The sequence below is a fragment of the Coleofasciculus sp. genome (assembly GCF_046539235.1).
GTDB lineage: Bacteria > Cyanobacteriota > Cyanobacteriia > Cyanobacteriales > Coleofasciculaceae > Coleofasciculus.
In genome coordinates, this window is the sequence record NZ_JBKHHI010000042.1 from 1 (window position 1) to 25,200 (window position 25,200).

A 25,200-nucleotide genomic window follows, 5' to 3' on the forward strand; every position below is an offset into this window, starting at 1 on the left:
GCAACAGGCAACAGGCAACAGGGGAATGTCCTAACGTATCCCGGTAGTGCTATATAATTTAGTCCGCGCAGGCGGACTACCCTTCGGGAAGGCTTCGCCTATGTTTGTGTAGCTGTGATTTCAATCGCCTCCTCTTTGTTTTTGTCGCCTTCAACTCCGAATGTAAAGTTTTGTATCAATCTGGAATAGTCCCTGCTTAATCCTCGTTTCTAGTAATAACCGAGAGACAACCCGGTTAATCACTAAGTACATCGCGACGGAAATCAATTGATCAGTCAAACATTACTGACAAAGCCATTTGAATTTCTCAGCAGCGGTACTAGGTTCTGATGTTCTATTAAAGGAGTTTCAAGCGAATGGCTGTATCCACAGTTGTTTCTACTTTCGAGCTTTTGGTTAAACCCCTAGTGCAGCCGGCTGCTGACATATTAGGGGCGGGTCGGACTATTATCCAAGGCTACTTTTTGACGATCTCTAATCTCAATAGCAATTCCCCTGTCCGACTGCGAGTCAATTTCACCGCTCAGTCTCCTAACCTAAACAGTCAACCGCTACTGGCATTTTTTGATGTCGCGGGTTTCAACAATCAATTAAATCCCATCAGTCAGACGCCAACTACCCAAACATATTTGATATCCATCGGTCCACGAGATACTGGGTTATTTCTTTTACAACCCAATGTCACAGACCGAAATGTTGTTGCCGCCGCAGATACTGAAATACGTGGATTTGTAACGCTTTCCTTAGCTAATTTATTTGGTTCTAACTCCTTTGACTTGTTGCTGACTCCTCAGCAACGGGGAACATTCTTGCCGCAAAACTTTCCCGCAGACAACGTAGACTTTGACCAACTTGCTTATGCGCTTCCCACGGCGACAGGCGGTTCTAAAGTTACGCTCACTCAGTTTCAATTCCCAATTTTTCCGATACGGCAACTACCCCCTGAAATCCTTGAGCTTGACCCTGGTTTAGCCGAAATTATCCGAGAAAATCCTGATCGGGTTAATCTTACTCCCCCGAATCTGGGCAATGGAGTAATTTCCGAAACAACCGATAGCTTGCAACAGGTTTTAAGCACAATGGTGGAACGGATTAGTGACTTAGAAACTCAGGCTACAAACCGTTAATTTATCACAAGTTAACCTGGCATTTAGTCTATGTCAACCTAACTCTTGAACCAAAAGATAGTAGAGATGTAGCAGGCTACGTCTCTACTATCATACTCAAAAATTATTTCTCCCTCTCAAGCGTCGATTTAGCCACAGCGGTTAGCCATAGAGACGTGGCGGTTTTCTTTGTCTTTATCCCAAAGCAATATTAATTAATCATGAACGAGACATTTAAGTTTCAGCCACTTTCCTTTAGCTGGGTTGCTATTCATCCCAATCCCAAAGGGGTTATTCAATTTATCGGCGGTGCTTTCTTTGGCAGTTTCCCTACCGTTTTTTATCGCTATTTGTTAAAGGCGTTATTTGATCAAGGTTATACTATCATTGCTCTACCCTTTCGGTTTACATTTCGTCATTGGTCTGTTTCAATTAGTTTGTTACAAGAACAGAAAGTTCTGTCCCAGGAAATTTCCCAAATTGCCAAGAGACTCAACTACCCAACCGAGGTTTATCAAAATCTGGACAACTATTTTTGGATAGGTCACAGTTTGGGGTGCAAGTACATCGCCCTGTTAGAGCTTTTAAGTGGCGACAGATGGCGAGATATTTTAAGGCGGTGTAATTCAAACGCGGACAGTCAGATTCGCCAAATTGAACAGAGCTTTATGGATAATCCTAACTTAAAACGCTCTATCAAAGATCAACCCTCTTTACTCATCGCACCTGATATTAGTGATACGCAAAGTGCCATTCCTCGACCTCTAGCTTTCATCGCCCGTTTCCTTGATTCAAACAATCTGGGTGTAATTCCCACCAGGGAACAAACTCTATGCTATATCAGCAAAAGCCCACTGTTTAATTTAACAGGCATTATTTCTTTTGACAGGGATACAATTGCTGGAAGTGAGCAGGACAGATTTAAAGATGAGGAACAGAGAAGAAATAGTGATGTACTGTGGCTGATAGAGTATTTAAAGCAGGGTAATTTGCCTTTACTGCACCAGGAACTATCAGGTAAGCATTTAGCACCTCTGGGAATTCAAGTTGGGAATTATGTTATTGAACTCAACCCACTAACTAAATTTATTCAAAGGATTCAAAATAGACCCCTTGAAAGAGTAGTTATCCAGTTTTTGGATAAACTCAGCATGCGGGTATCCAGAGGTACTCTCACCCGAAAAAGCTTACAATTACAAACCATTAAATTACCGAGTCCCGCCGCACGTATGGCGTGGTTAGCTGAACAGCTACCCAACTTACCCGGAAGTGGAATTATTTACGCATTAACTATCAAAGATACGGAACGAGTTGCCGATTGGTTAAATCAGCAAGGGATTCATGCTCAAGCCTACCATGCGGCTCTAACTCATGAACAGCGTTTAACCTTAGAAAACCAACTCCTTAACAATAAAATTAAAGCTTTAGTCGCGACAACTGCTTTAGGAATGGGGTTTGATAAGCCTGATTTAGGCTTTGTCATCCACTATCAGCGTCCGGGTTCTGTTGTTCATTATTACCAACAAGTCGGACGAGCAGGGAGAGCGGTAGAGCAAGCCTATGGTATTTTACTTAGTGGAGAAGAAGATCAGGAAATTACCGATTATTTTATTCAAACTGCCTTTCCGCCAGAGGCTCATGTTCAGGAGGTTTTAAAGGCATTAGAACAGGCAGAAGATGGATTGTCGGTTCCCCAAATTGAGCAGCATCTCAATCTTTCTAATCGGCAAATTCAGAAGGTGTTGAAACTGTTATCCCTAGAGTCACCTGCACCCGTAACCAAGCAAGGCTCTAAATGGTATGCGACGCCCGTATTTTATCAACCGGATACGGATAAAATTCAACGGTTAACCCAAATTCGCCGCCAAGAACAAACTCGCATGTTGGACTATATGAACAGTCGAGAATGCTTGATGACATTTCTCGCCAGAGAATTAGATGATCCCCAGCCAATGCCTTGCGGGAAATGTGCGGTATGCTTGGGTAGATCGTTATTACCCGAAACCTATTCACTAAACCGAGTAAATCAAGCGATTCAGTATCTCCGTCGCAGTGATCAAATTATCGAACCTCGTAAACAATGGGCATCTAAAGCGCTCCCTAGTTATGGGTTTTCTGGGAAAATTCGTGATAATTTACGTGCTGAACCCGGACGAGCCTTATCGCTTTGGGGGGATGCAGGTTGGGGTGAATTAGTCAAACAAGGTAAATACCATAATCATTATTTTGACGACGCCTTGGTGCAAGGTGCATTTGAGATGATTCAACGTTGGCACCCCCAGCCTTTTCCCACTTGGGTAACTTGTGTTCCTTCCTTACATCATCCCCAACTTGTCCCCAATTTTGCTCAACGACTCGCCCATCAATTACAATTACCCTTTCAGCCCATTGTCCGGAAAGTTCACCAGAATCAGCCACAAAAACAGATGGGGAATAGTTACCAACAAGCCCATAACCTTGATGGTGTGTTTGATGTGAATTCTTGGCAAGGGATGAAGGGGGCAGTATTCTTAATTGATGATATAGTGGATTCACGTTGGACTTTTACGGTCATTGCTGCACTGTTACGTCGGGCTGGAAGTGGTCCAGTTTTTCCGTTAGCATTGGCACTGAATTCGTTAGCGTAAGCAAATTAGAAGATTATGGATTACCATCTGCTGTCACCCAATACTCAAGCCATTTTATTATTGTGTGCCAGCTTTGGACAAAATCGCCAAACTGAACCCAAACCCTTAACCCTGAGCGAGTATAATACGGTAGCGAGTTGGTTGGTAGAAAATGACATGATTCCGGAGGATTTGCTTGATCAAACCCTGAAAAATCGCTTATCTCAAATTACCATTGGTAAGCTGGATTCTCAGCGGTTAATCACGTTACTTGAGCGCGGTGTCATGCTCAGTTTAGCGGTAGAAAAGTGGACGAATCAGGGGTTATGGATAGTGGGGCGAGGTGACGCAGGGTATCCTCAATGTCTGAAGCAGAGATTGAAACATAATGCACCCGCGATTCTCTATGGAATTGGTAATCAAGAGTTGCTTGCTCAAGCTGGGTTGGCTATCGTTGGTTCTCGTGATGTTGATCAAGACGGACTCAATTATACTGAAAGAGTTGTCCAGACATGTGCTGAACAAGGAATCAACGTGATTTCGGGTGGGGCGCGTGGAGTAGATCAAGCTTCCATGTTAGGTATATTAGCAGCAGGTGGGAATGCTGTGGGCGTACTGGCAGATAGTTTAACGAAGGCGGCTGTGGCGAGTAAGTATCGTGCTGGAATTAAAGAAGGTAGACTGACATTAGTGTCTGCGTATGACCCCGATGTGAGTTTCAGCACGGGTAATGCTATGGGGCGAAACAAGTATATTTATGCATTAGCTGATTATGCGTTAGTGGTTAGTTCTGCTGTTGGTAAAGGTGGAACTTGGGCGGGGGCGACTGAGGTGCTGAGAAAGGTAAAAGATGTCCACGTTTTTGTACGAATGCAGGGAACTGTACCCGAAGGAAATCATAAATTGCTGGAAAAGGGAGCGCTAGTTTTTCCAGAAGCCCCTTGGAATAAACCGTTGCGTACACTTTTAGATGCAGCTATCGCTGAGGCTGAAGAAAGCCAAGCTGATGGGGGAGTAATGGAGTCTGAGAAATCATCAGCCGGAGATGATTTAGGCGGGGATAAAACGATTTATATTAATTTACCCGCTAAAGATATCTATGCAGCAGTTTTACCCTTTATCCTCAACCAGTTAGAGCAACCTCAAGATGCGAAATCTCTGGCTGAATCGTTGCAGGTACGAAAAGGACAGATGGAGGATTGGTTAAAACGAGCGGTGCAAGAGGGGAAAGTGATTAAGCAGAAGAATCCGGTGATGTATGTAGTAAATAAAGAATTTAATTTATTGTCTTTGCTGGAAAAGAAGGATTCTGGATAAGGCTAAGGTGACACGCCCGCCCGGAGCCCGGAGTTCAAACTCCGGGCTAATAGCTTAAGTCCATTAAAATGGACTAGAACTCTTATGCAGGAAAATTTAATCATAAGGGCGGGTTTTGTTGCTCAGTTATCGGTGACAAGCTAAATTAGTGGCTAAACCCGCCCCTACAATTGACTGATTACGTCTTGTAGCTGTTAACTGTGATTCCTAGATTAATGCTATAGGATGGCTAGGCAAGTGACTGAGATTTTGTAGAGGGCTAATGGCTGAATTGACTTGAATTGGCAAAGGTTTTAAAGTAAAATAATTTATATCAATTTTTCATGTTGGGCTATTTATGCATATTGATGAATTACATATTCAAAATTTTAGATGTTTTCAAGAGATACATTTTAAGTTTCCACCTGACAATACAGCTATATTAATTGGAGTTAATGGTTCAGGTAAATCAGCTATATTGGATTGCATCGCTGCTCTTTTGATTCAACTAGAAATACGAATACTTAAAATTGAACTCACTGATCTTTTTGAATCTGATACTTGACTCAAACAGCTAAATATCGACCTTATTGTCAATTTGTTGTTTTTCTCTTAAACAAAAAATTATCCGTGGCGAAGAATCAAGCCAAAAGCCAAGAGTAAAATAATATATCAACTTCTATGTTAATTCCCTTTTCCCTGTTTTCACGAGAGCCAAGTAGGTTGGGAAAATGCACAATACGACTGGGAAGCGTGTATTGAACATCGGGAGATCCCCCCTAGCCCCCCTTAAAAAGGGGGGAACAGGAATCCGCCTCAATTGGATAGTCGATGAAATAAGCTCAATCGTCGGATATCCGTACTTAATGTCGTAGTATTCCTACAATTTGTCGAAGTAACACGCCAAAACTAGGGGTAAACCACACCGGAAACTTACGGATAAATTTGCCAAGATTAAATTGGGAGTAGAACAAGCTTTTTAGCAGAAGTCTCGAAACCGAGTTAATCAAAGCGACGAGGGATAAAAATGTCTCAATTTACTAAAGAACGTATCACCACTGATTTTCAGAAAGCTAAATCTCTAGAAAGGGAACGGGCAGAACGAATTCAAGAAATTGTTCAAGAGGCGTTCTCGAAAAGTTTTGCGGAAGTGAAAGACGGAACGGGTGAAATTCGCGGGATTATTCAAGAAAATTTATCGGAGATTTTGGCAAGGGCAGATAAACTAGAGAACGAAAACGGGGAAGCCACGCCAAAAACCCCTGGGCTTCGTTCTAAATCTATGGTTATCGCCGTCTCCAAAGTGCTTAAAAGTCGCCTGTTTCCCTATTTGCGCCAAGCCTATACGGATTTGCGGCATCACTATGCTACAATGAATAGCCACGAGGTTAACCCTGATAGCAAGGGGACTGAAATTGAGCGCAGTCGCTATCAGCGTTTGAAGCAGCGCTTAGAGAATTTTGCCGCCTGGTACAACCAATTAAAAGCACAATCTCAAACGGTAGAACCTACTGTTGTAGAATACAAGCAAGCTGAGGTTGAGAATAAGATGGGAGAAGCTGGTGCAATCGTTGCTAAAAGGGAACAACAGGTTAAGCAACAGTTCAAGCAATGGCTGCAAAGTTAGTAGTAAGGGCTTTAGCCTGTAAAATAGCTCAGAAGCCCTGAGGACAAACTGGGCAGGATTTATCGTATTCAACCTAGCCGGAATGTTGGTGAATGAGCTAAAGCCCTGAACTAAAGCTAAAGCCCTGAACTAAAGTACTCGAAGAGAAGCCGCTTCGCGTCTACGGGCTAAAAGCTAAAACCCGTTAAAACGGGTTGTAATACTTACTTAGTAAGCTTTAGCTTAGGGACTTGCGACTTAATAATGTACCAAGGAAGCTTGGCTGAGTTCATGAATTCAGCTTTCCTCACTGGTATTTTATTTTTACGCAGCTACCTTACTTGAACTTTGAGCAGGGAATTTATTTCCTGATGCCCAAGTTTACTACCATTCTGCTTAAGGAGCGTGACATTTGATTTAAACTAAATAACATCAGTAAGCATAACGTTGTGAGTATATCAAATCAATCTTGGTTGACTCTTCTGCAAGATTATCGTACTATTGCCGTGATTCGGGCGTCTGACCAATCTGTAGGACGTCAAATGGCGCAGGCGGTAGCCGCCGGGGGAATAAAGTTAATTGAGATTACCTGGAATACAGATGCTGCTGCTGATTTAATTCGTCATCTGCGTCAAGCGTTACCAGCCTGTACGATTGGTACAGGAACATTACTAAACTTGGAACAGGTAAAACAGGCTATTGAGGCGGGGGCTGAGTTTCTGTTTACCCCTCATACCAATATCACTCTAATTAATACGGCTGTTAATGCGGGAGTTCCTATTATTCCTGGCGCACTTTCTCCCAGTGAAATTGTGACGGCTTGGGATGCGGGGGCAAGTTGCGTTAAGGTGTTTCCGATTCAGGCAGTAGGCGGTGTCAGTTATATTAAAGCCTTACAAGGACCTTTGGGTCATATTCCCCTGATTCCTACAGGTGGCGTCACTCTCGCCAATGCTAAAGACTTTATCACAGCCGGTGCGATCGCGGTCGGATTGGCGGGAGACTTGTTCCCCACATCCCTCATCGCTTCTGGGGATTGGCACGGAATTACCCAACGGGCGAAAAAACTTCGATCCCAATTCAGCGGTGATCCATAAAATAGAAATAAGAGGATCATTGTGTCATCTCGCCAGTTTCCATGAAAAGCATCAGATTTACCAACTGGGTGCGCCGTTTTGGAACGTTCCTAGCGGGCGTCGCCTTAGCTACAACCGTGTTTGGGTTTGAGACACCCATCGCCCATCCTACACCCCAAAGTGAACAGATTGCCAGCAAAATGGCAGCGCTGCAAAATACGAATCGGCGCTGGATTGAAATTAATCTCAGCAATCAACGGTTAATTGCTTGGGAAGGAGGGGAACAAGTTTATGCGGTGATTGTCTCCACCGGGAAACAGGCTACACCTACTCGTACCGGCGTCTTTAATATTCAAACCAAGCTGCGGCGCGATCGCATGCGGGGTCCGGGTTATGATATCTCTAATGTGCCGTATACCATGTATTACCAAGGTGGCTATGCGATTCATGGGACTTATTGGCACAATAACTTTGGCACTCGTATGAGTCATGGTTGTGTAAATGTGGCAGTTGACCACGCCGAGTGGTTATATAATTGGGCGTCTGTGGGAACGCCAGTGGTGATTCATCAGTGATAAGCGGTTCGGCATTTAAACCTTAATGTCAATAATGGCAAAATCCTTATATGTAGTGCGTTAAGCGAAGCCATGCCGCAGGCTTTGCATCTTGCTCGCTACTAAGCATCTTGCTCGCTACTAACACCCAATTTAAATGCATGACAGCTTATCATGTCTAGTTGAATACTTACCCTATTGGTGAAGACAAGGCAGAAGGCAAGAAATAATAATAGTGAAACCCCCCAGATAATCAGGGCGGGTTTTGAATAAACGTTATCATCAATAGCGAAATGTAATTTCCTAAACCCGCCCCTACAAATTCACGCGCCATGCCCTCGAAGGAAATGAAGGGTCAAAACTTCCCTCATCAACAATCAACAAGTTATTTTCGATTTCCGCCCTCACCTGATCACTCACTTGACCCTCACTATTGAGACAATCAACAAGAAACTGATTTGCCTGATAATATTGCTGTAATCGTTGCCATTGGTCTTGACTAAACTGCCAATCTTGCCCAATAGCGCGATGCTCAATAATAATAGCACGAAACTGTTGCAGCCAAGCTTCACCGTTAACTTGCCACCAAGCTTGTAACCCTTCTTTTCCTTGGGCGGGATCAGGAAGTTGAGCTTTAATTTGCTGGAGAGACTGCTGGAAGGCTTTATCTAACTGAAAGGTTCGTTCAAAATCTAAGGCAAATTCTAGGTTAATAATCTGTTTAAGAGTCGGCTTCTTAATCAGCATCTTAGTTAAATCCAATGCCCGTGCTAGGGTTAAATCTAAGCCTAAATCGTCAGGTAATTCCTGGGCTAGCTTGGCATCAATAGACACCGCTAAGTTTAAATCACGATCCTGGAACAATGTCCAGTAAAATGCTCGCAAGGCAGCAGGTTGGCAATCAGTTTGCAGCAGATTAACTTTCTGGAAGATGGCGTAAATAAAGGGTTTAATTTCTGGTTCATCCTTAACTAACCTATTAATTTCCTCTTTAATCAGCCGGAGTAATAGATCCGCCGTGGGTAAAAGACTCACGGTGAGCAAAAAGACTTCCTTCCATTGGGGATCAGTAATGTGAGTGGCTAACTGTTGCAGTGCCTCTTTAGTTTGAGTTGCGACAATTTTTCGGGCGGTTAGATATTCCTGAAACGTGAGATGAGAAAAGGAATAAATATCTCGCGCCCGTTCCACGAGTAACCCATGTTGTAACTCAATGGCTTTGAGAACGCCTTCACTGGTTAACCACAGGGTTTCTAAATCCTGACTCCCATTGGGTAAATTCTGGAGATAGTCGGAAATAATCGGCAGAACTTCACTTTTTTCAAAAAAGTAGTTCCCCTGTGCAAACATCGTCGCCGCGATTTGACTCAGGAGTTTTATCTTATCAGAAAGCTGTAAGTTGCGATAGGTTTGATCCCGTTGAATTCCTCTGGCTTTATCCCAGCGCACTAGCAAAATATCTAATCCCGCCTGATAGAGTTTGGCGCGTTTGCTGGGAAATGTTGCCCGTTCCTGAAATACGGAACAGACTAAACTGAGTAAAATTGGGGTGACGACGAGTTCTCGAATCGGTTGGTTTTCGGGATAGTGTAATTGTTCCAGAAATTGAGAGGCTTTGGCTAATCCGACGCGCTGATAATTTTTGTTGGTGGCGATAAACCATTTTTGGGCAAAGGTTTCAATTTGATGGGCGTCAAAATCGGCTAACTCGACATAGGTAAACCCGCGAAAGTGGTATTGTTGGGCAGCAATGCGACTGGTAATAATAATCTGATTTTGGTAATACTCGTCCGCAAAGAGTTGAATTTGTTGCAGCAATTCTGGGGTATCGGCTTTGGACACTTCATCTAAACCGTCGAGTAATAGTAGGACTTTCCCGTGTTGGAGTAAGGGTTCTATCTGTTCTGGAGAAATGCCAAAAGTTTTCCACTTCGTACTCAGATAATTGAGTAGACTGAAATTACCAGCGGTTCGGGCTTGTTTGGTAAATTGTCTCAGGGAGATGAAGACAGGAATACAGTCTGGTTTAAAATGACCTGCGTTGCATTGAAGGGCAAGATATTGTAAGAATGTGGTTTTGCCTGCACCCGGTTTACCCAGAATGGTTAGTTTAGAATGCATCATCACCGCCTCTATTCCCGGAATGGCGGGTTGATTAAGTTGGGTTAAGCGAACGCGATCGCATCTTTCGGGCTGAGAACCTTGTAAGTCAGACACCTCAAGCCATCGCTGATGAGTGAGGTGGGGTAAGATTTTGACATGGGTATAGAGGTGATCCAGGAGTAGAGGCTGGGTGACATCAAAGCAGGATTGCAGGATACCGGCTTGAACCTGGATGTGATCCTGGAGTTGCGATCGCATCAATTGCACCCAAGCGTCAATTTGGCTGGGTGTATTGCACTCCGGTGTTGGAGTTGAGGGTACAGAGGTTGGTGGAAAATCGGCAATATCTTGCCAATCCAGATCTAATTGAAAACAGATGTCAATAAAATAGGCTCGATCAATCGGTTTCCCGCGAAAAAACTTCCAAACCGAGTGGCGGGTTTCCAAACCCACCTGGGCGGCGAGGTATTCTTGTGTCCATCCCTTGCGTTCAAAGGCTTGTTTTGCCTGGGTGATACCGATAGTGGATGCTTTTAGCGATCGCTTAGCCATTGCTGCTGTTACCTACTACTGACAACTGGGGGATTTTTTCTCAGTATTCCCGTTCCCGTTGTCTGTGTATCGCCTCAGCCAGCCCTCACCCCAGCTTGGATACTGCTGGCGAATTGGAAAAACCTAACCCCCCAGCCCCCCTCGTTCCCCCTTTTAGATCCCCCTATTGAGGGGGTAGAGGTTTCATTGGGTTCTTCTGCTTATGTAATGTTTGGCGCATTAATTACTTGCAACAATGTTATTACATTATATATAAAACAAAAACCCCTTTGTCTCAAAAAAACAGACCAGGGGGAAATACTTTGATCGAAAAAACGTAGGGTGGGTTAGGCGGGATTTAAATTGAAGCGATAACTATTCAATGAACGATCCGCCGTAACCCACCGATGTTAACTGGAAGGTGTAATAAATAAGCCTCAATCAATAGATAAAAAGCCATACAAAATAGCGAGCGAGACGCTCGCACTACAACCATTCCCTGTTCCCTATCCTCACCACAACACCTATTCAGTAACCCTGATCTATTGCTGTTGAAATCGCGTTTAGGTCAAACTCAGCTTATAAATTATTGCCAATCAAGATAAAAGGTGCCCAGTAGTAGGGATCGGAAAACGTAGAAGCAGTATTCTGACTTGAACCCATGGGTGCATCACCCCGCAACAGACTCAATTGTGCTTGACGCAGGGCTTGGGCTTTGGTAATAGGGGATTCAGGTGTACCTTGAGCTAAGTTGTTGTAGAACTGTTCCATTAACAGGCGCGTACTCTGATCATCGACGGGCCACAAGGACGCCATGACTGCCTGAGCGCCGCCGTTGATAAAGTAGTAGCTAAGACCCGCAATCTCAGTGCCGTCGGTTCCGGAACCGCCTAGGGCAGTTTCACAAGCCGATAAAACCACTAAATGAATGTTGCCTAAATTCTGTAAGTTTTGAATATCAGGAATGGATAGTTTATCGCCGTTACCGAGAACTCTAGGACTAACGGATAAATGATCACGGTTCCGGGTTGGGCTGAGAGAATTTTTTCGGCGTTGTCGCCTAAGAGTTTGGGGTCAAGAAAAGCGATATCTTTGTCCAGGCGATCGCGAATTTCTGTTTCGAGGGATTGGATGGTTGCTTCAAACTGTTGAGTAATGGCTTGACGCTGGTTGATGAGTTGGCTTTTTTCGGGTCTTCCGTACTTAGTGTGCTAAACTGTTAGGATAATGCCATTAAAACATAGCTAATATAGTGATGGTGAAAAGAGAAATGACCAAGCTCCTTAACTTACCAGGAGTCATAGTCGAAAAAATTCAAGAGGCAGAAGGGACATTAATTTTATCTGTTAAAGTTCAAAAGAAAACAGCCAAATGCCCACGCTGTAGTCAGACTAGCCATCGCCTTCATCAAAATCAAAGACATTTAGTGAGAGATTTACCTATATGTAACCGATAATTAATGCTCTACTTAAATCATCGAAGATTTAAGTGTGATTATTGTAAAAAACCTTTTAGTGAACGTTTAGATTTTGTTGGATACAAAAAGAAATTCACTCATAGGTATGCTCATGCTATAACTAAACAAGTTATTCATGGTGATGTTGTTTGTAGGGGCGCAAAGACTTGCGCCCTTTATAAAAGGTTACGAACAAACCCAATTAATAAGCTGTTCGGCATTTAAACCTTAATGTCAATAATGGCGAAATCCTTGCCGTAGTGCGTTTAGCGAAGCCATGCCGCAGGCTTTGCATCTTGCTCGCTACATTGAGCATCTTGCTCGCTACATTGAGCATCTTGCTCGCTACATTGAATATCTTGCTCGCTACCCATTCTTACATTTAAATGCATGACAACTTATCGGTGGGTTACGGCGGATAGTTCATTAATCATTATCGCCTGAATTTAAGCCCCGCCTAACTCACCCTACGTGACTATGTGACAAAGACCTAATTTTCAGCCTCTCGCCGCCAAAACTTAACCCGCAAACCATCGCGGGGATGGGGTGTCGGTACTACAACCATGTCCAGATTCTGTTCCGGAAGCAATTCCCACTGATAATCGCGCACTAACAACGCGGTAAATAATTTCATCTCCAATTTGGCAAACTCTCGCCCTAAACATTCGCGCACCCCACCGCCAAAGGGAACATAACTAAAGGGTTTGGATTTATCCTCCGCCCGTTCGGGGTTAAACCGTTCTGGGTCAAATTGTTCCGGTTGCGTATACGTATCACTATCCTGATGGGTTCTGCTAATTTGATATTGAACTGACCATCCTTTTGGTAGCTGATAGCCGTTCAACTCGCAGGATTGAATCACTTCCCGAAACCCACCGCCAACGGGGGGAATTAGGCGCATGACTTCCTTGAGGACTTGTTCAAGATAGGTCATCTGCTTTAAATCCTCCATCGTCCATGGACGTTGCCGATTCAGTTGCTGTTGTTCGGCGCGGATGGCGGCTACAATATCGGGATGCTGGGCTAAGAGAAGACAAGTAGATGCCAGTGCCGATGTTAACGTTTCATGACCCGCAAAGAGTAACAATAAGATTTGGTCTTTGAGTTCCTCTAGACTCAGACGATTACCCTGTTCATCCCGCGCTTGCAATAGCAGTCCCAATGCATCTTGACCCAGGTCGCCGGATTGTTGACGTTGACGTATAATCTGCTCAATCTGGTTCAGTAGCTGTTTGCGGCAATGCAACGCACGACCAAATTTCGTCCACGGTAAGGGTAAGGCAATGCTAAACAACCCTTTACACCACTCTTCAAACCATTTTCCCAGATTCGTTTCTGAGGCAGAGTCTAGTCCCACCAGCAATTTGCCGGCGATGTCAAAGGTCAACTTTCTCAGTTCTGGATACCATGTAAATGTACCCAGATGCTCCCATTTATGTAGATAACCTTGGGCAATCTCTGCCATCGCGGTCAAATATCCCGCTAATGCCCTAGGTTGAAAGGCTTGGGAGAGGATTTTGCGTCGTTGAAGATGGTTTGAACCGCCCTGTACCGCTAGAGACGTGGGTCCCAAGAGTATTTTTGTGCTGGGGGGCCAGGTGATGGTAAAGTACTGGTTCTCATGGGTGAGGACAAAGCGATTCGCCTCGGAACCACTAATCATCACCGTGGGACGCCCAAATAACTTTGTCTTGAATATTGACCCATACTTTTGATGACGCTTCTGGGCAAAGTCGGGATCACGGAAAAACTGGATGGTTTCCCCAATCAACGGTAAACCGAAATCACCGGGAGGTAAGGGTCGGGATTTTAGTTCGTCAGTGGTTGTCATCGCCTATCAATATTAAAAGAATAATTTCATTGTGTTAAGTTTATTTTAAGTTTGCAACGTTTACGTCTAGAGATAGAGGAACCCTGTCGCATCGGTAGGGGTAAGGCACTGCCGTGTCCCTACTGTTTCCCTATCGACAAACCGATACGGCAAGTGCTATTAAGGACATGCAGTCGCCTTGTCGGATACTTGGTTCATGGTTAACAGTTTTGGCAGGTTGAAAAAAGCTAGTCTGGCGTTTGAACAACTAGAACGTTGTTTATTAAGAAAGTCTAAAATTCAGGAGGCTTAAGTCTAGCGCAATCTAAAAAAAATCATTGATTTATTGGTTTACAAATCTCCCATTCGAGATAGTATAGTAGGTGTGACGGTAGGACAAACTATTTCTTAGATTTCTCGGACTACCCTAGGCATGAATCCTTGATCTATACTGCATTTGGAGGAACTGTCTGCTTGTTGATCATCGGGTTGATCATCCTAGGGAATTAGCAGGAGCAGATGTGAGTATTCCCATTAGGAGATTTTTCGCTTTTCCCGCCCACTTTATACTGGGAGTCGATACTATTGCCAGCGATGAAACGGTAATCGGAACAGACGATAGGTTAGGACAAAGGACAGGAAAATATGCCTTGAATTTCGCTTAATACCACAGATCATAAACAACCGGAGATAGGACTTATCTCGGTGACGACTTGAGAAACTCAGTCGCTTTAGCGGGGAAACCTGCCCGATTCCTAAACGAGCGAGCAATAACCAGAACAAGCTCAATAGTGGGTGTGAGGAACGTAATCAATACGCATGACGAGACTTACTGCAACTAACATGATCAAAGTCACAAACCATCAGGAACTCGAAGAATTAATTCAACGGGTTAAAAACGCTCAAACCCAATACGCTGGCTACACGCAAGAGCAGGTCGATGCCATCTTTAAAAAAGCGGCACTCGCGGCTAATGCAGCCCGTATTCCTCTGGCAAAATTAGCCGTTAGTGAAACGGCGATGGGAGTGGTTGAGGACAAGGTGATTAAAAACCACTTTGCCTCGGAAATGATCTACAACAAGTACAAACACGACAAAACCTGTGGTGTTGTCGAAGAGGATAAGTCTTTCGGCTTCCAGAAAATTGCTGAACCCGTTGGTGTTTTAGCTGGGATCGTACCCACCACCAACCCCACCTCAACGGCGATTTTTAAGGCACTGATTGCCCTGAAAACCCGCAATGGGATTATCTTCTCCCCCCATCCCCGTGCCAAACAATGCACCCTGGAAGCGGCAAAAGTCGTCTTAGACGCGGCGGTAGCGGCAGGGGCGCCTGAGCATATTATCGGCTGGATTGATGAACCAACGGTTCCCCTTTCCCAAGCTTTGATGCAGCACCCCGATATCAAGCTGATCCTGGCGACAGGGGGTCCGGGAATGGTGAAAGCTGCCTATTCTTCGGGTCATCCGTCTCTCGGTGTTGGTGCAGGAAACACGCCCGCGGTGATTGACTCCAGCGCCCACATTAAAATGGCGGTGTCTTCGATTATTCTGAGTAAAACTTTTGACAATGGCATGATCTGCGCCAGTGAGCAGTCGGTGATTGTCTTGGATAATGTTTACGAGGAAGTGCGCCAAGAATTTATCAATCGCGGTGCTTACTTCTTGACGCCAGAAGAACGGGAAAAACTGGGGAGTAAAATTATTGTCAATGGGCGCTTAAATGCCGAAATTGTCGGTCAACCCGTTGAGACGTTAGCCGAATTAGCCGAATTTTCCTTACCGGAACAAACGCGGGTGATTATTGGGGAAGTAGAAAAGATTGGCATCGACGAACCCTTTTCCTTCGAGAAACTCTCTCCCATCCTGGCAATGTATCGCGCCAAAGACTTTGAGGATGCGGTAGATAAAGCTGGAGAGTTAGTGGAATTTGGCGGACGCGGACATACGGCGGTTCTGTACACCAATCCCGCCAATGCTGAACATATTAAACGGTTTGAAGACCAAGTTCAGGCGTCTCGCGTCTTAATTAACACCCCCTCATCCCAAGGTGCGATCGGGGATATTTACAACTTCCGCCTTGATCCCTCGTTGACGCTGGGTTGTGGTACTTGGGGAGGGAACTCCATCAGTGAAAACGTCGGACCAGAACACCTGCTGAACGTGAAAACGATCGCGGAACGGCGGGAAAATATGCTCTGGTTCCGGATACCGCCCAAGGTGTACTTTAAGTATGGGTCTATGCCTGTAGCCCTGCGGGAGTTAGCTGGCAAGCAACGGGCATTTATCGTCACCGACAAACCCATTTACGATCTAGGGATGACGGCTAGCGTCGAAGATGTTTTGGCTGAAATTGGTCTCAAATACGATATCTTCTATGACGTAGAGCCAGACCCCTCCTTAGAAACTGTACATCGGGGATTAACGTTGATGAACACCTTCAAACCCGATGTGATTATCGCTTTGGGTGGGGGTTCGCCCATGGATGCTGCCAAAATTATGTGGCTGATGTATGAGCATCCAGAGATTGAATTTGAGGGGTTAGCGATGCGGTTCATGGATATCCGCAAACGGGTATATGAACTGCCCCCCTTGGGTGAGAAAGCGATGATGGTAGCGATTCCCACGACATCGGGAACGGGTTCAGAAGTCACACCGTTTGCCGTGGTAACCGATCGCCGCAATGATATCAAATATCCCTTGGCAGACTATGCCTTGACGCCAAATATGGCGATCGTAGACCCCGAATTAGTCGTGAATATGCCCAAGAGTCTCACCGCATTCGGGGGCGTCGATGCCTTGACTCACGCTTTAGAAGCCTATGTCTCGGTGTTAGCCAGTGAATATACCAATGGGTTGGCACTCGAAGCCACCCGGCTGATCTTTAAATACCTGCCTTCCGCCTACAAAAATGGGGCAAATGATCCCAAGGCGCGGGAGAAAATGCATTATGCCGCCACGATGGCAGGAATGGCGTTTGCCAATAGTTTCCTGGGCATCTGTCACTCCATGGCACACCAATTAGGGGCAATCTTCCATGTTCCCCACGGGTTAGCGAATGCCATGTTAATTTCCCATGTTATTCGCTACAACGCCACGGATGCGCCCTTTAAGCAGGCGACGTTCTCCCAGTACAAGTATCCCAATGCCAAATGGCGCTATTCTCGGATTGCTGATTACCTGCACTTGGGCGGCGATACCGAAGAGGAGAAAATCAATCACCTGATTGGGGCAATTGAGGAACTCAAGCGTCAGGTGGGGATTCCGGCGGCGCTGAAGGATGTGATTAAGGAAAGTGAAGCGGAATTCTTCGCCAAGCTGGATGAAGTGGCGGATCAGGCATTCGATGATCAGTGTACTGGCGCGAATCCCCGCTATCCCTTGATTGAAGATCTAAAGGAAATCCTCACCAAAGCCTATTATGGCGACTTGGGCGAGGTTCCTGATGTCGAAACCGTCAACGGCAATGGTGCGATCGGTGATACCAATATCAAATCCGATACCCAACCTGCTGTACCGACGATGTAAATCGGTTGTGGGGTGGGCAAATGCCCACCCTACAGATACTTACCTATAAGGAGAGTTAACTATGGCAACTGCGCCCACGGCTCGTGCAGACACCACGGCGGCGAAAAAACCGAAGGAAGCCAAGAAAGGACACCCCAGTGGTGATAAGCGCTTCAAAGTCCTGGATATCACCATGAAGCGGGCTCAGTATCGTCCTGATGTCCTGATTGAAGTTCTCCACAAGGCACAGGAAGCCTTTGGCTATCTGGAGGAGGATGTGTTGCTGTACATCGCTCGAGGGCTAAAACTGCCCCTGAGTCGGGTGTATGGGGTGGCAACATTTTATCACCTATTCTCCCTAAAGCCCGGTGGCACTCATACTTGTGTGGTTTGTACGGGTACGGCTTGTTACGTCAAAGGCGGCGGACAAGTGTTATCGGCACTAGAAGAGCATCTTGGCATCAAAGTGGGCGACACTACCCCCGATGGCGAAATGTCCTTGCTCAGCGCCCGTTGTCTCGGTGCCTGCGGTATCGCCCCAGCCGTGGTGTTTGATGGCACAGTTGCGCCGAAACAAACCCCAGAATTGGCACTGGAGAAGGTGAAGGGATGGATGGAGTAGAGACGTAGCATGCTACGTCTCTACATGGCGCTGGGTAGGATTAGGTTTGTGCGGGTGGGTTGATTCCATAACTGATGAGGAGAGAAAAAGATGGACTTAACGGAACTGCAAGAAATTGCTGAGGAAGAACGCAAGGCGAAAAAAAGCATCCGCGTACATTGCTGTACGTCAACGGGTTGCCAAGCAGCGAATTCCTTGGGTGTAAAGAAAAATTTAGAGGGAGCGGTTAAAGCAGCAGATTTAGGCGATCGCGTGCAAGTCGTCGGTGTGGGTTGTATGGGGTTCTGTGGGCGAGGTCCTTTGGTGGAAATCGATCCCCAGGAAAAACTCTACGAGGAAGTGACGCCCGATGATGCTGCCAGTATTATTGAATCACTCAACGGCGGGACAGCCACGGCGGATGAGGGCGATATGAATCACCCCTTTTTTGCTCGCCAAGTGCGAATCGTCCGGGAAACCAGTGGCAAAATTGACCCGGAACGGATTGAAGAATATATTGCGGCGGGGGGATATCAATCCCTGTATAAAGTTATTCATGATATGACCCCGGCAGAAGTTGTCGATGAAATCAGCAAGAGTGGGTTGCGGGGACGCGGTGGCGGCGGTTATCCCACAGGATTGAAATGGGCAACCATGGCAAAGATGCCTGGGGAACAAAAATATGTTATCTGTAATGCGGATGAGGGTGATCCCGGTGCGTTCATGGATCGCTCAGTGTTAGAGAGTGACCCCCATCGGGTTTTAGAAGGAATGGCGATCGCAGGTTATGCGGTTGGTGCTACCCAAGCGTTCATCTATGTTCGGGCGGAATATCCCCTCGCGATCGAGCGCCTGCAAAAGGCAATCAAGCAAGCCAAAAGACTCAGCCTTCTAGGTAGTCAAATCTTCGGCTCTCCCTTTGACTTCAAAGTTGATATCCGCATCGGTGCCGGTGCTTTTGTCTGCGGTGAAGAAACAGCCCTGATTGCCTCAGTAGAAGGCGGACGAGGTTTACCCCGCCCCCGTCCCCCCTACCCCGCGCAATCGGGCTTATGGGGATGTCCTACTTTAATTAATAATGTGGAAACCTTTGCCAATATTGCCGTCATCATTCGCGAAGGAGCCGAATGGTATGCCAATATCGGTACAGAAAAGAGCAAAGGGACAAAAGTGTTCGCTCTAACGGGTAAAATCCGCAACAATGGTTTAATTGAAGTGCCAATGGGTATTACCCTACGCGAAATTGTTGAAGAAATGGGCGGCGGTGTACCAGATGGCGAGGTGAAGGCGGTGCAAACGGGGGGACCTTCTGGAGGTTGTATCCCAGCATCCTTATTAGATACCCCAGTAGACTATGACTCACTGGTTACAATCGGCTCAATGATGGGTTCTGGTGGCATGGTGGTGATGGATGAAACCACCAGCATGATTGAGGTTGCCCAGTTCTACATGGAATTCTGTCGCGGAGAAACCTGTGGCAAATGTATCCCCTGTCGGGTAGGAACCGTGCAAATGTACCAAGCGCTGACCAAGATCCTCAAGGGAGAAGCCACAATGAGGGATATCGAACAACTCGAACAGCTTTGTGGCATGGTGAAAGACACCAGCTTGTGCGGTTTGGGTCAGACTGCACCGAATCCCGTCATGAGTACGTTGCGCTACTTCCGGGATGAGTATCTGGCGCTACTGCAAGATAGCCCAAATGGAAAAGTGGCAGTGAAGTCATAAGTCATCAGTCAATTGTCGGGGCGGGTTTAGGGACTAACGCTAATTAAGCAGCCGATAACGGATCAACAAAACCCGCCCTGATGCTGTAGGGGCGGGTTTAGGGACTAACGCTAATTAAGCAGCCGATAACGGATCAACAAAACCCGCCCTGATGCATAATTCATAAGTTTGTTGACGAAAGACGAATGACAACTGACCAAGGATAAATGACAAAGGAAGAAAAACGATATGTCAGTAAAAACATTGACCATTGATGGCGTTGATGTCGCCATTGAAGAAGGTGCAACCCTGCTAACCGCAGCCAAAGAAGCAGGTGTTCATATTCCTACTTTGTGTCATCTGGAAGGGGTCACTGATGTGGGCGCTTGTCGGTTATGTTTGGTGGAGATTGAAGGGATTAACAAACTCCTACCCGCCTGCGTCACGGAGGTAGGAGAGGGAATGAAAGTTCATACCAACACCGAGAAACTCCAAGAATACCGCCGCATGGTGGTCGAGATGCTGTTTTCCGAAGGGAATCACATCTGCGCCGTCTGTGTTGTGAATGGCAATTGCCAATTGCAAGATGCGGCGATTGAGGTGGGAATGGATCACACCCGTTTCCCCTACCGTTTCCCACAACGAGACGTGGATGTATCTCATGATCGCTTCGGTCTTGATCACAATCGTTGTATTCTCTGTACTCGTTGTGTGCGAGTCTGTGACGAAATCGAAGGCGCTCACGTCTGGGATGTAGCAGGGCGGGGTCCGGCGTCCCGTATCATTAGCGGGTTGGCTCAACCTTGGGGAGAGGTGGAAGCCTGTACCTCTTGTGGTAAGTGTGTGGATGCTTGTCCCACAGGTTCTCTTTTCCGCAAAGGTTCCACAGTCGCGGAAATGGAAAAAGACAGAGGGAAAGTAGAATTTTTAGTCACAGCACGGGAAAACCATAAGTGGACTCGGTAACGTAGGAAAGCAGGGGGAGCAGGGGGAGCAGGGGAAGCTGGGGAAGCAATGTAGAGACGTGCCATGGCGCGTCTGGAAGCTGGGGGAGATGAGAAAATTACCACAAAACTCTACTTTACCTATTCCCTATTCCCTATTCCCAGACAAATGACGAATCCCCAATCCCCAATCACCAATTATGGGAGAAATAAAACATGGCAAAGATAAAACTGGCGACGATTTGGTTGTGTGGCTGTTCTGGCTGTCACATGTCTTTTTTGGATTTAGATGAATGGCTACTGGAACTGGCTGAGAAAGTGGATGTGGTTTTCAGCCCCGTGGCTTCTGATATTAAAGATTACCCCGAAGACGTGGATGTTTGTTTAGTAGAAGGGGGTGTCGCTAATGAAGAAAACTTAGAGTTAATTCGCATCGCCAGAGAACGCACCAAATTTTTGATTTCCTTTGGCGATTGTGCTGTAACTGCCAACGTACCCGCCCTGCGGAATATGTTAGGAGGGGCAGAACCGGTGCTGAAACGCTGTTATCTGGAGTTGGGAGATGCAAATCCCCAATTACCGAAATTCCCTGGAATTGTGCCAGAATTACTCGACCGCGTGCGCCCGGTGCATGAGTTGGTTCACGTTGATTTATTTATGCCGGGATGTCCGCCACCAGCCGACCGAATTCAAGCCACTATCGAACCGTTACTGCGAGGTGAAAAACCCGTTATGGAAGGACGGGAAATGATTAAGTTTGGATAGTCATTGGTCATTGGTCATTGGTCATTGGTCATTCGGAAAAAGGAAACAAAGGACAAAGGACAAAAAAGGTTATGGCTAAAACAGTTCTTATTGATCCGGTTACTCGTATTGAAGGACACGCGAAAATTTCTATTTTTCTGGATGATGCCGGGGAAGTAGAAGACGCCCGATTTCATGTGGTGGAATTCCGGGGCTTTGAAAAGTTCTGTGAAGGACGCCCGATGTGGGAAATGGCGGGAATTACTGCCCGAATTTGTGGGATTTGTCCGGTGAGTCATTTACTGGCGTCGGCAAAAACGGGGGATAAAATTCAAGCGGTGAAGGTTCCGCCTGCGGGTGAGAAATTGCGGCGGATGATGAATTTGGGACAAATTACCCAGTCTCACGCGCTGTCGTTTTTCCATTTGAGTAGTCCTGACTTTTTATTGGGTTGGGATAGTGATCCGGCGACTCGGAATGTGTTTGGCTTAATTGCGGCTGATCCGGATTTAGCCCGCAGTGGGATTCGCTTACGCCAGTTTGGTCAGACGGTGATTGAATTGTTGGGGGCGAAGAAGATTCACCCGGCTTGGGCGGTTCCTGGGGGTGTAAGATCGCCTTTATCGGAAGAGGGGCGAGCTTGGATACGCGATCGCTTACCGGAATCGCGGGCGACTCTCGATACGGCGCTGGGGTTGTTTAAGCAGTTATTGGATAAGTTTTCTACCGAGGTAGAAACCTTTGGTTTGTTCCCCTCCTTATTTATGGGGTTAGTCGGTAAAGATGGAGTCTGGGAACATTATGATGGTCATCTTCGCTTCAAAGATAGTGAAGGGAACATGGTGGCAGATGGACTCAGTGAGGATGATTATCAAGACTTTATGGGTGAAGCCGTTGAACCCTGGTCTTATCTGAAATTCCCCTACTATAAACCTTTAGGATACCCGGATGGGATTTATCGGGTGGGTCCATTAGCCCGACTGAATATCTGCGATCGCATGGGTACGGAAGCCGCGGATCGGGAGTTACAAGAATTTCGCGATCGCGCAGGCGGTGTAGCCACATCATCTTTCTTCTATCACTATGCCCGCTTAGTGGAAATTCTGGCAGCTTTAGAACGGATTGAACAATTAGTCAATGACCCGGATATTGCCTCCAAACGCACTCGTGCTGAAGCGGGAATTAACAGTTTAGAAGGCATTGGTGTCAGTGAAGCGCCCAGAGGCACATTATTCCACCATTATAATGTTGATGAAAACGGCATTATCAAGAAAGTCAACATGATTATTGCCACGGGTCAAAATAACTTGGCGATGAATAAAACCGTGGCACAAATTGCCAAACATTACATCCACGGGAATGAAATACCCGAAGGGTTATTAAACCGAGTGGAAGCCGGAATTCGCGCCTTTGATCCCTGCTTAAGCTGTTCCACCCATGCTTTTGGTCAAATGCCCTTGCATATCCAATTAATGAGTTCATCCGGGGATGTTGTCGATGAAGTCTGGCGTAGTTAAGCGCAGATTTACAAATCTCCCGATTTAATCGGGAGATTTGTGGTTTAAGGCTTCAAGTTAACTGTCCACCACAATAAAAAATCTAAGGAGAAAAAAGCTATGCAATCAATAATTTCCCGCTCTGAGGATGTTTTTTCAAGGATTGAAAGTGATAATCGTCTGTTTCTTCTCAAACCTAAGGATGGACAACCGCCTATCGTGCAACTTTTGAATGAATCCGCCCTCTCTTTATGGAACCGAATAGAGAATTCAGCGTTACTTGATGATATTCTAAGGGATGATTGGGACAACCGATTGCGAACGACCTTCGCATACATGCTGCACAATGGCTTCATTCAATGTCATCCACCTGTGAATATCGAGCCAATTATTGACGCAGCAAGCATCGGTTTATACCAAGACCCTTGGCAGTATCAATTCGATAGACTAACTCTAAAATCCCCTTGGTTCGTGTTGTGGGAAGTAACAGAACGTTGTCCCCTGAAAAAACGGTGTCTCTTTTGTTATCAGCCGGATGAGATTACTATTGACGATCCTAGTCCTGAAGAGTACGAGCAAGTCATAAGTGAATTAATTACTAACAAGATACCTTGGGTAACTCTACTCGGTGGCGAACCTTTATGCTACAACAAGTTGACAGATATTATTAGCCAGCTACGTTCCCATCGCATTTTTGTTAAAGTGATTACCAATGGCTTACTTGTCACCAAAGAAAATGCCGTGCAGCTTGGCGAAGCTGGTGTCAATCAGGTTGCGGTTTCCCTAGATGGACTAGACCGAGAAACACATGACTTGAGCCGGGGTGAAGGTGCTTTTGATAAGACTCTTATTGCCATTGAGACGCTCAAGCAACGGGTTCCTCTTGTAAGTCTAAGTCTAACTGTATCTAACAAAACCTTTGAACAGCTTGACTATTTACCAGAGTTTTGTCAGGAACTAGGAATAACTGAGGTATATATCTCGCCTTTGCGGGCAACTTCCAACACCTCTATTGTACCTGGTTTTGGATCAATGACCAGTGAACAGTACAGCCAGTTGAGAGACAAGATTGCTTCTTGTTGCCGTTCAGATCTTGATGTTATTAATATTCCAGAATGTAGCTGTGGTCGCTCGTCTTGTGTGATTCATGCTGATGGGTCATTCTCACCTTGTCCCTTTGCACAGAATGCTTATGGTAGCATCTATAAAGAGGGACTGGCAACTTTGTGGTCTCGTGCGAACAAAGTGGCAGAAGAGATCGGGCGTATAATTCCAGGTTCGTACTGTTTTCGTCGGCATGAGCAGGAAGCTATCGTTTCCCTTGGAAATAAAAAAATAAAAGAGCAAGTTAAATTTTGAAGCCGGAATGTGCGCATTTGACCCCTGCTTTCGGTCAAATGCCCTTGCATATCCAATTAGTGGGTTCATCCGGGGATGTTGTCGATGAAGTTTGGCGTCAGTAATCGAGCTAGCATCTGGAGACACCCTCCCTCGTCTCCCTCGTTCCCAGGCAGAACTTGGGAATGCTTTTATAACTGGATGAGGACACTACTCAATAATTTCATCGTATTGATTGATACCGCTGTCTTGATGCTGTTTCATGGAGAGCAGAATCTCGTCTAATGGCGTTTTGTCTTGCCACTGATGCCGTTCTTGGGTGTAATCGCTTTGACCTGGGCTAAAGTATTGAATAAATCGGATAGTATCAACGACTCCCAAGGAATCGATTAAGGCTTTATATCTTTTTTTAATAACTTCCTGCTGAGTATTAGTCATGGGGTTGCTCCTATTTGTGAGTAACGCTCATTAGCCATTGAACGGGATTATTAACGGGGACATTGATAAACTGAATAGTCTGTTGAATCAGTCTTGTGCTGGAGGGAAGAGGGAAGAGGCAGGAGGCAGGAAGCAGGAAGCAGGAGGGAATAGTAGTGCGAGCGTCTCGCTCGCTATTAAGTTATTAATTATCTCCTCTCTCTAATTCTCTCTAATTCTCTCTAATTCTCTCTAATTCTCTGCAAATCTTGCCAAAATTCCTCCCGCGTTACAGAATCAAG

General features: G+C 45.8%; 18 protein-coding genes and 2 pseudogenes. 16 read left to right on the forward strand and 4 right to left on the reverse strand.

Features of this window, described 5'->3' with window-relative positions:
* The first annotated feature begins 356 nt into the window (after nt 1-356).
* The 7 genes from ACLFWI_RS06015 to ACLFWI_RS06045 all read left to right on the forward strand — a co-directional run bounded on the left by ACLFWI_RS06015 (nt 357) and on the right by ACLFWI_RS06045 (nt 8,265).
* Entirely contained in the window at nt 357-1,127 is a 771-nt protein-coding gene (locus ACLFWI_RS06015; RefSeq protein WP_446412173.1) for a hypothetical protein, read from the forward strand.
* Between the two features lie 200 nt (nt 1,128-1,327).
* Nucleotides 1,328-3,733 (forward strand): DUF1350 family protein, encoded by a 2,406-nt coding sequence (locus ACLFWI_RS06020; RefSeq protein WP_446412174.1) that lies wholly within the window; start codon nt 1,328-1,330, stop codon nt 3,731-3,733.
* A gap of 15 nt (nt 3,734-3,748) precedes the next feature.
* Nucleotides 3,749-5,029 (forward strand): DNA-processing protein DprA, encoded by a 1,281-nt coding sequence (locus ACLFWI_RS06025; RefSeq protein ID WP_446412175.1) that lies wholly within the window; start codon nt 3,749-3,751, stop codon nt 5,027-5,029.
* 337 nt (nt 5,030-5,366) lie between these two features.
* Nucleotides 5,367-5,573: an AAA family ATPase gene (locus ACLFWI_RS06030; RefSeq protein ID WP_446412176.1), complete on the forward strand. Its 207-nt coding sequence runs from the start codon at nt 5,367-5,369 to the stop codon at nt 5,571-5,573.
* Between the two features lie 462 nt (nt 5,574-6,035).
* Nucleotides 6,036-6,635 carry a hypothetical protein gene (locus ACLFWI_RS06035; protein WP_446412177.1) on the forward strand — a complete coding sequence of 200 codons (600 nt, stop codon included), beginning with the start codon at nt 6,036-6,038 and terminating at the stop codon, nt 6,633-6,635.
* 434 nt (nt 6,636-7,069) lie between these two features.
* Nucleotides 7,070-7,711, forward strand: coding sequence for a bifunctional 4-hydroxy-2-oxoglutarate aldolase/2-dehydro-3-deoxy-phosphogluconate aldolase (locus ACLFWI_RS06040; RefSeq protein WP_446412189.1), 642 nt, complete (start codon nt 7,070-7,072; stop codon nt 7,709-7,711).
* 41 nt (nt 7,712-7,752) lie between these two features.
* Entirely contained in the window at nt 7,753-8,265 is a 513-nt protein-coding gene (locus tag ACLFWI_RS06045) for a L,D-transpeptidase (protein ID WP_446412178.1), read from the forward strand.
* A 294-nt stretch (nt 8,266-8,559) separates the two neighbouring features.
* Here ACLFWI_RS06045 and ACLFWI_RS06050 read toward each other — a convergent pair whose 3' ends face one another.
* Nucleotides 8,560-10,899: an NACHT domain-containing protein gene (locus ACLFWI_RS06050; RefSeq protein WP_446412179.1), complete on the reverse strand. Its 2,340-nt coding sequence runs from the start codon at nt 10,897-10,899 to the stop codon at nt 8,560-8,562.
* Between the two features lie 558 nt (nt 10,900-11,457).
* Nucleotides 11,458-11,862: pseudogene (locus tag ACLFWI_RS06055) on the reverse strand (CHAT domain-containing protein); the annotation flags it as partial.
* A 274-nt stretch (nt 11,863-12,136) separates the two neighbouring features.
* Between ACLFWI_RS06055 and ACLFWI_RS06060 the strand changes: the two are divergent.
* A pseudogene (locus ACLFWI_RS06060) lies at nt 12,137-12,481 on the forward strand (transposase family protein); the annotation flags it as partial.
* A 343-nt stretch (nt 12,482-12,824) separates the two neighbouring features.
* Here ACLFWI_RS06060 and ACLFWI_RS06065 read toward each other — a convergent pair.
* Nucleotides 12,825-14,165, reverse strand: coding sequence for a cytochrome P450 (locus tag ACLFWI_RS06065; protein ID WP_446412180.1), 1,341 nt, complete (start codon nt 14,163-14,165; stop codon nt 12,825-12,827).
* Between the two features lie 822 nt (nt 14,166-14,987).
* On the opposite strand from ACLFWI_RS06065, the gene adhE reads away from it, so the two are divergent.
* The 8 genes from adhE (at nt 14,988) to ACLFWI_RS06105 (ending at nt 24,502) form a co-directional block, all read left to right on the forward strand.
* A complete protein-coding gene (adhE, locus tag ACLFWI_RS06070) occupies nt 14,988-17,672 on the forward strand; it encodes a bifunctional acetaldehyde-CoA/alcohol dehydrogenase (protein ID WP_446412181.1) in 2,685 nt (894 codons plus the stop codon).
* A 61-nt stretch (nt 17,673-17,733) separates the two neighbouring features.
* The gene (hoxE, locus tag ACLFWI_RS06075; RefSeq protein ID WP_446412182.1) at nt 17,734-18,273 is read left to right on the forward strand and encodes a bidirectional hydrogenase complex protein HoxE; all 540 of its coding nucleotides are present in this window, start codon (nt 17,734-17,736) and stop codon (nt 18,271-18,273) included.
* Between the two features lie 90 nt (nt 18,274-18,363).
* A complete protein-coding gene (gene nuoF / locus ACLFWI_RS06080) occupies nt 18,364-19,980 on the forward strand; it encodes an NADH-quinone oxidoreductase subunit NuoF (RefSeq protein ID WP_446412183.1) in 1,617 nt (538 codons plus the stop codon).
* Nucleotides 19,981-20,208: 228 nt separating this feature from the next.
* On the forward strand, nt 20,209-20,925 hold the full coding sequence (gene hoxU / locus ACLFWI_RS06085; RefSeq protein ID WP_446409652.1) for a bidirectional hydrogenase complex protein HoxU: 717 nt from the start codon (nt 20,209-20,211) through the stop codon (nt 20,923-20,925).
* 63 nt (nt 20,926-20,988) lie between these two features.
* A complete protein-coding gene (locus ACLFWI_RS06090) occupies nt 20,989-21,132 on the forward strand; it encodes a hypothetical protein (protein ID WP_446412184.1) in 144 nt (47 codons plus the stop codon).
* Nucleotides 21,120-21,668, forward strand: coding sequence for an NADH-quinone oxidoreductase subunit B family protein (locus tag ACLFWI_RS06095; protein ID WP_446412185.1), 549 nt, complete (start codon nt 21,120-21,122; stop codon nt 21,666-21,668). Before ACLFWI_RS06090 ends, ACLFWI_RS06095 begins: the two co-directional genes overlap by 13 nt.
* Nucleotides 21,669-21,739: 71 nt before the next feature.
* Nucleotides 21,740-23,164: a Ni/Fe hydrogenase subunit alpha gene (locus ACLFWI_RS06100; protein ID WP_446412186.1), complete on the forward strand. Its 1,425-nt coding sequence runs from the start codon at nt 21,740-21,742 to the stop codon at nt 23,162-23,164.
* Nucleotides 23,165-23,263: 99 nt separating this feature from the next.
* Nucleotides 23,264-24,502 carry a radical SAM/SPASM domain-containing protein gene (locus tag ACLFWI_RS06105; protein ID WP_446412187.1) on the forward strand — a complete coding sequence of 413 codons (1,239 nt, stop codon included), beginning with the start codon at nt 23,264-23,266 and terminating at the stop codon, nt 24,500-24,502.
* Nucleotides 24,503-24,691: 189 nt separating this feature from the next.
* On the opposite strand, the gene ACLFWI_RS06110 is transcribed toward ACLFWI_RS06105, so the two are convergent.
* A complete protein-coding gene (locus tag ACLFWI_RS06110; RefSeq protein WP_446412188.1) occupies nt 24,692-24,919 on the reverse strand; it encodes a hypothetical protein in 228 nt (75 codons plus the stop codon).
* Nucleotides 24,920-25,200 lie beyond the last annotated feature (281 nt).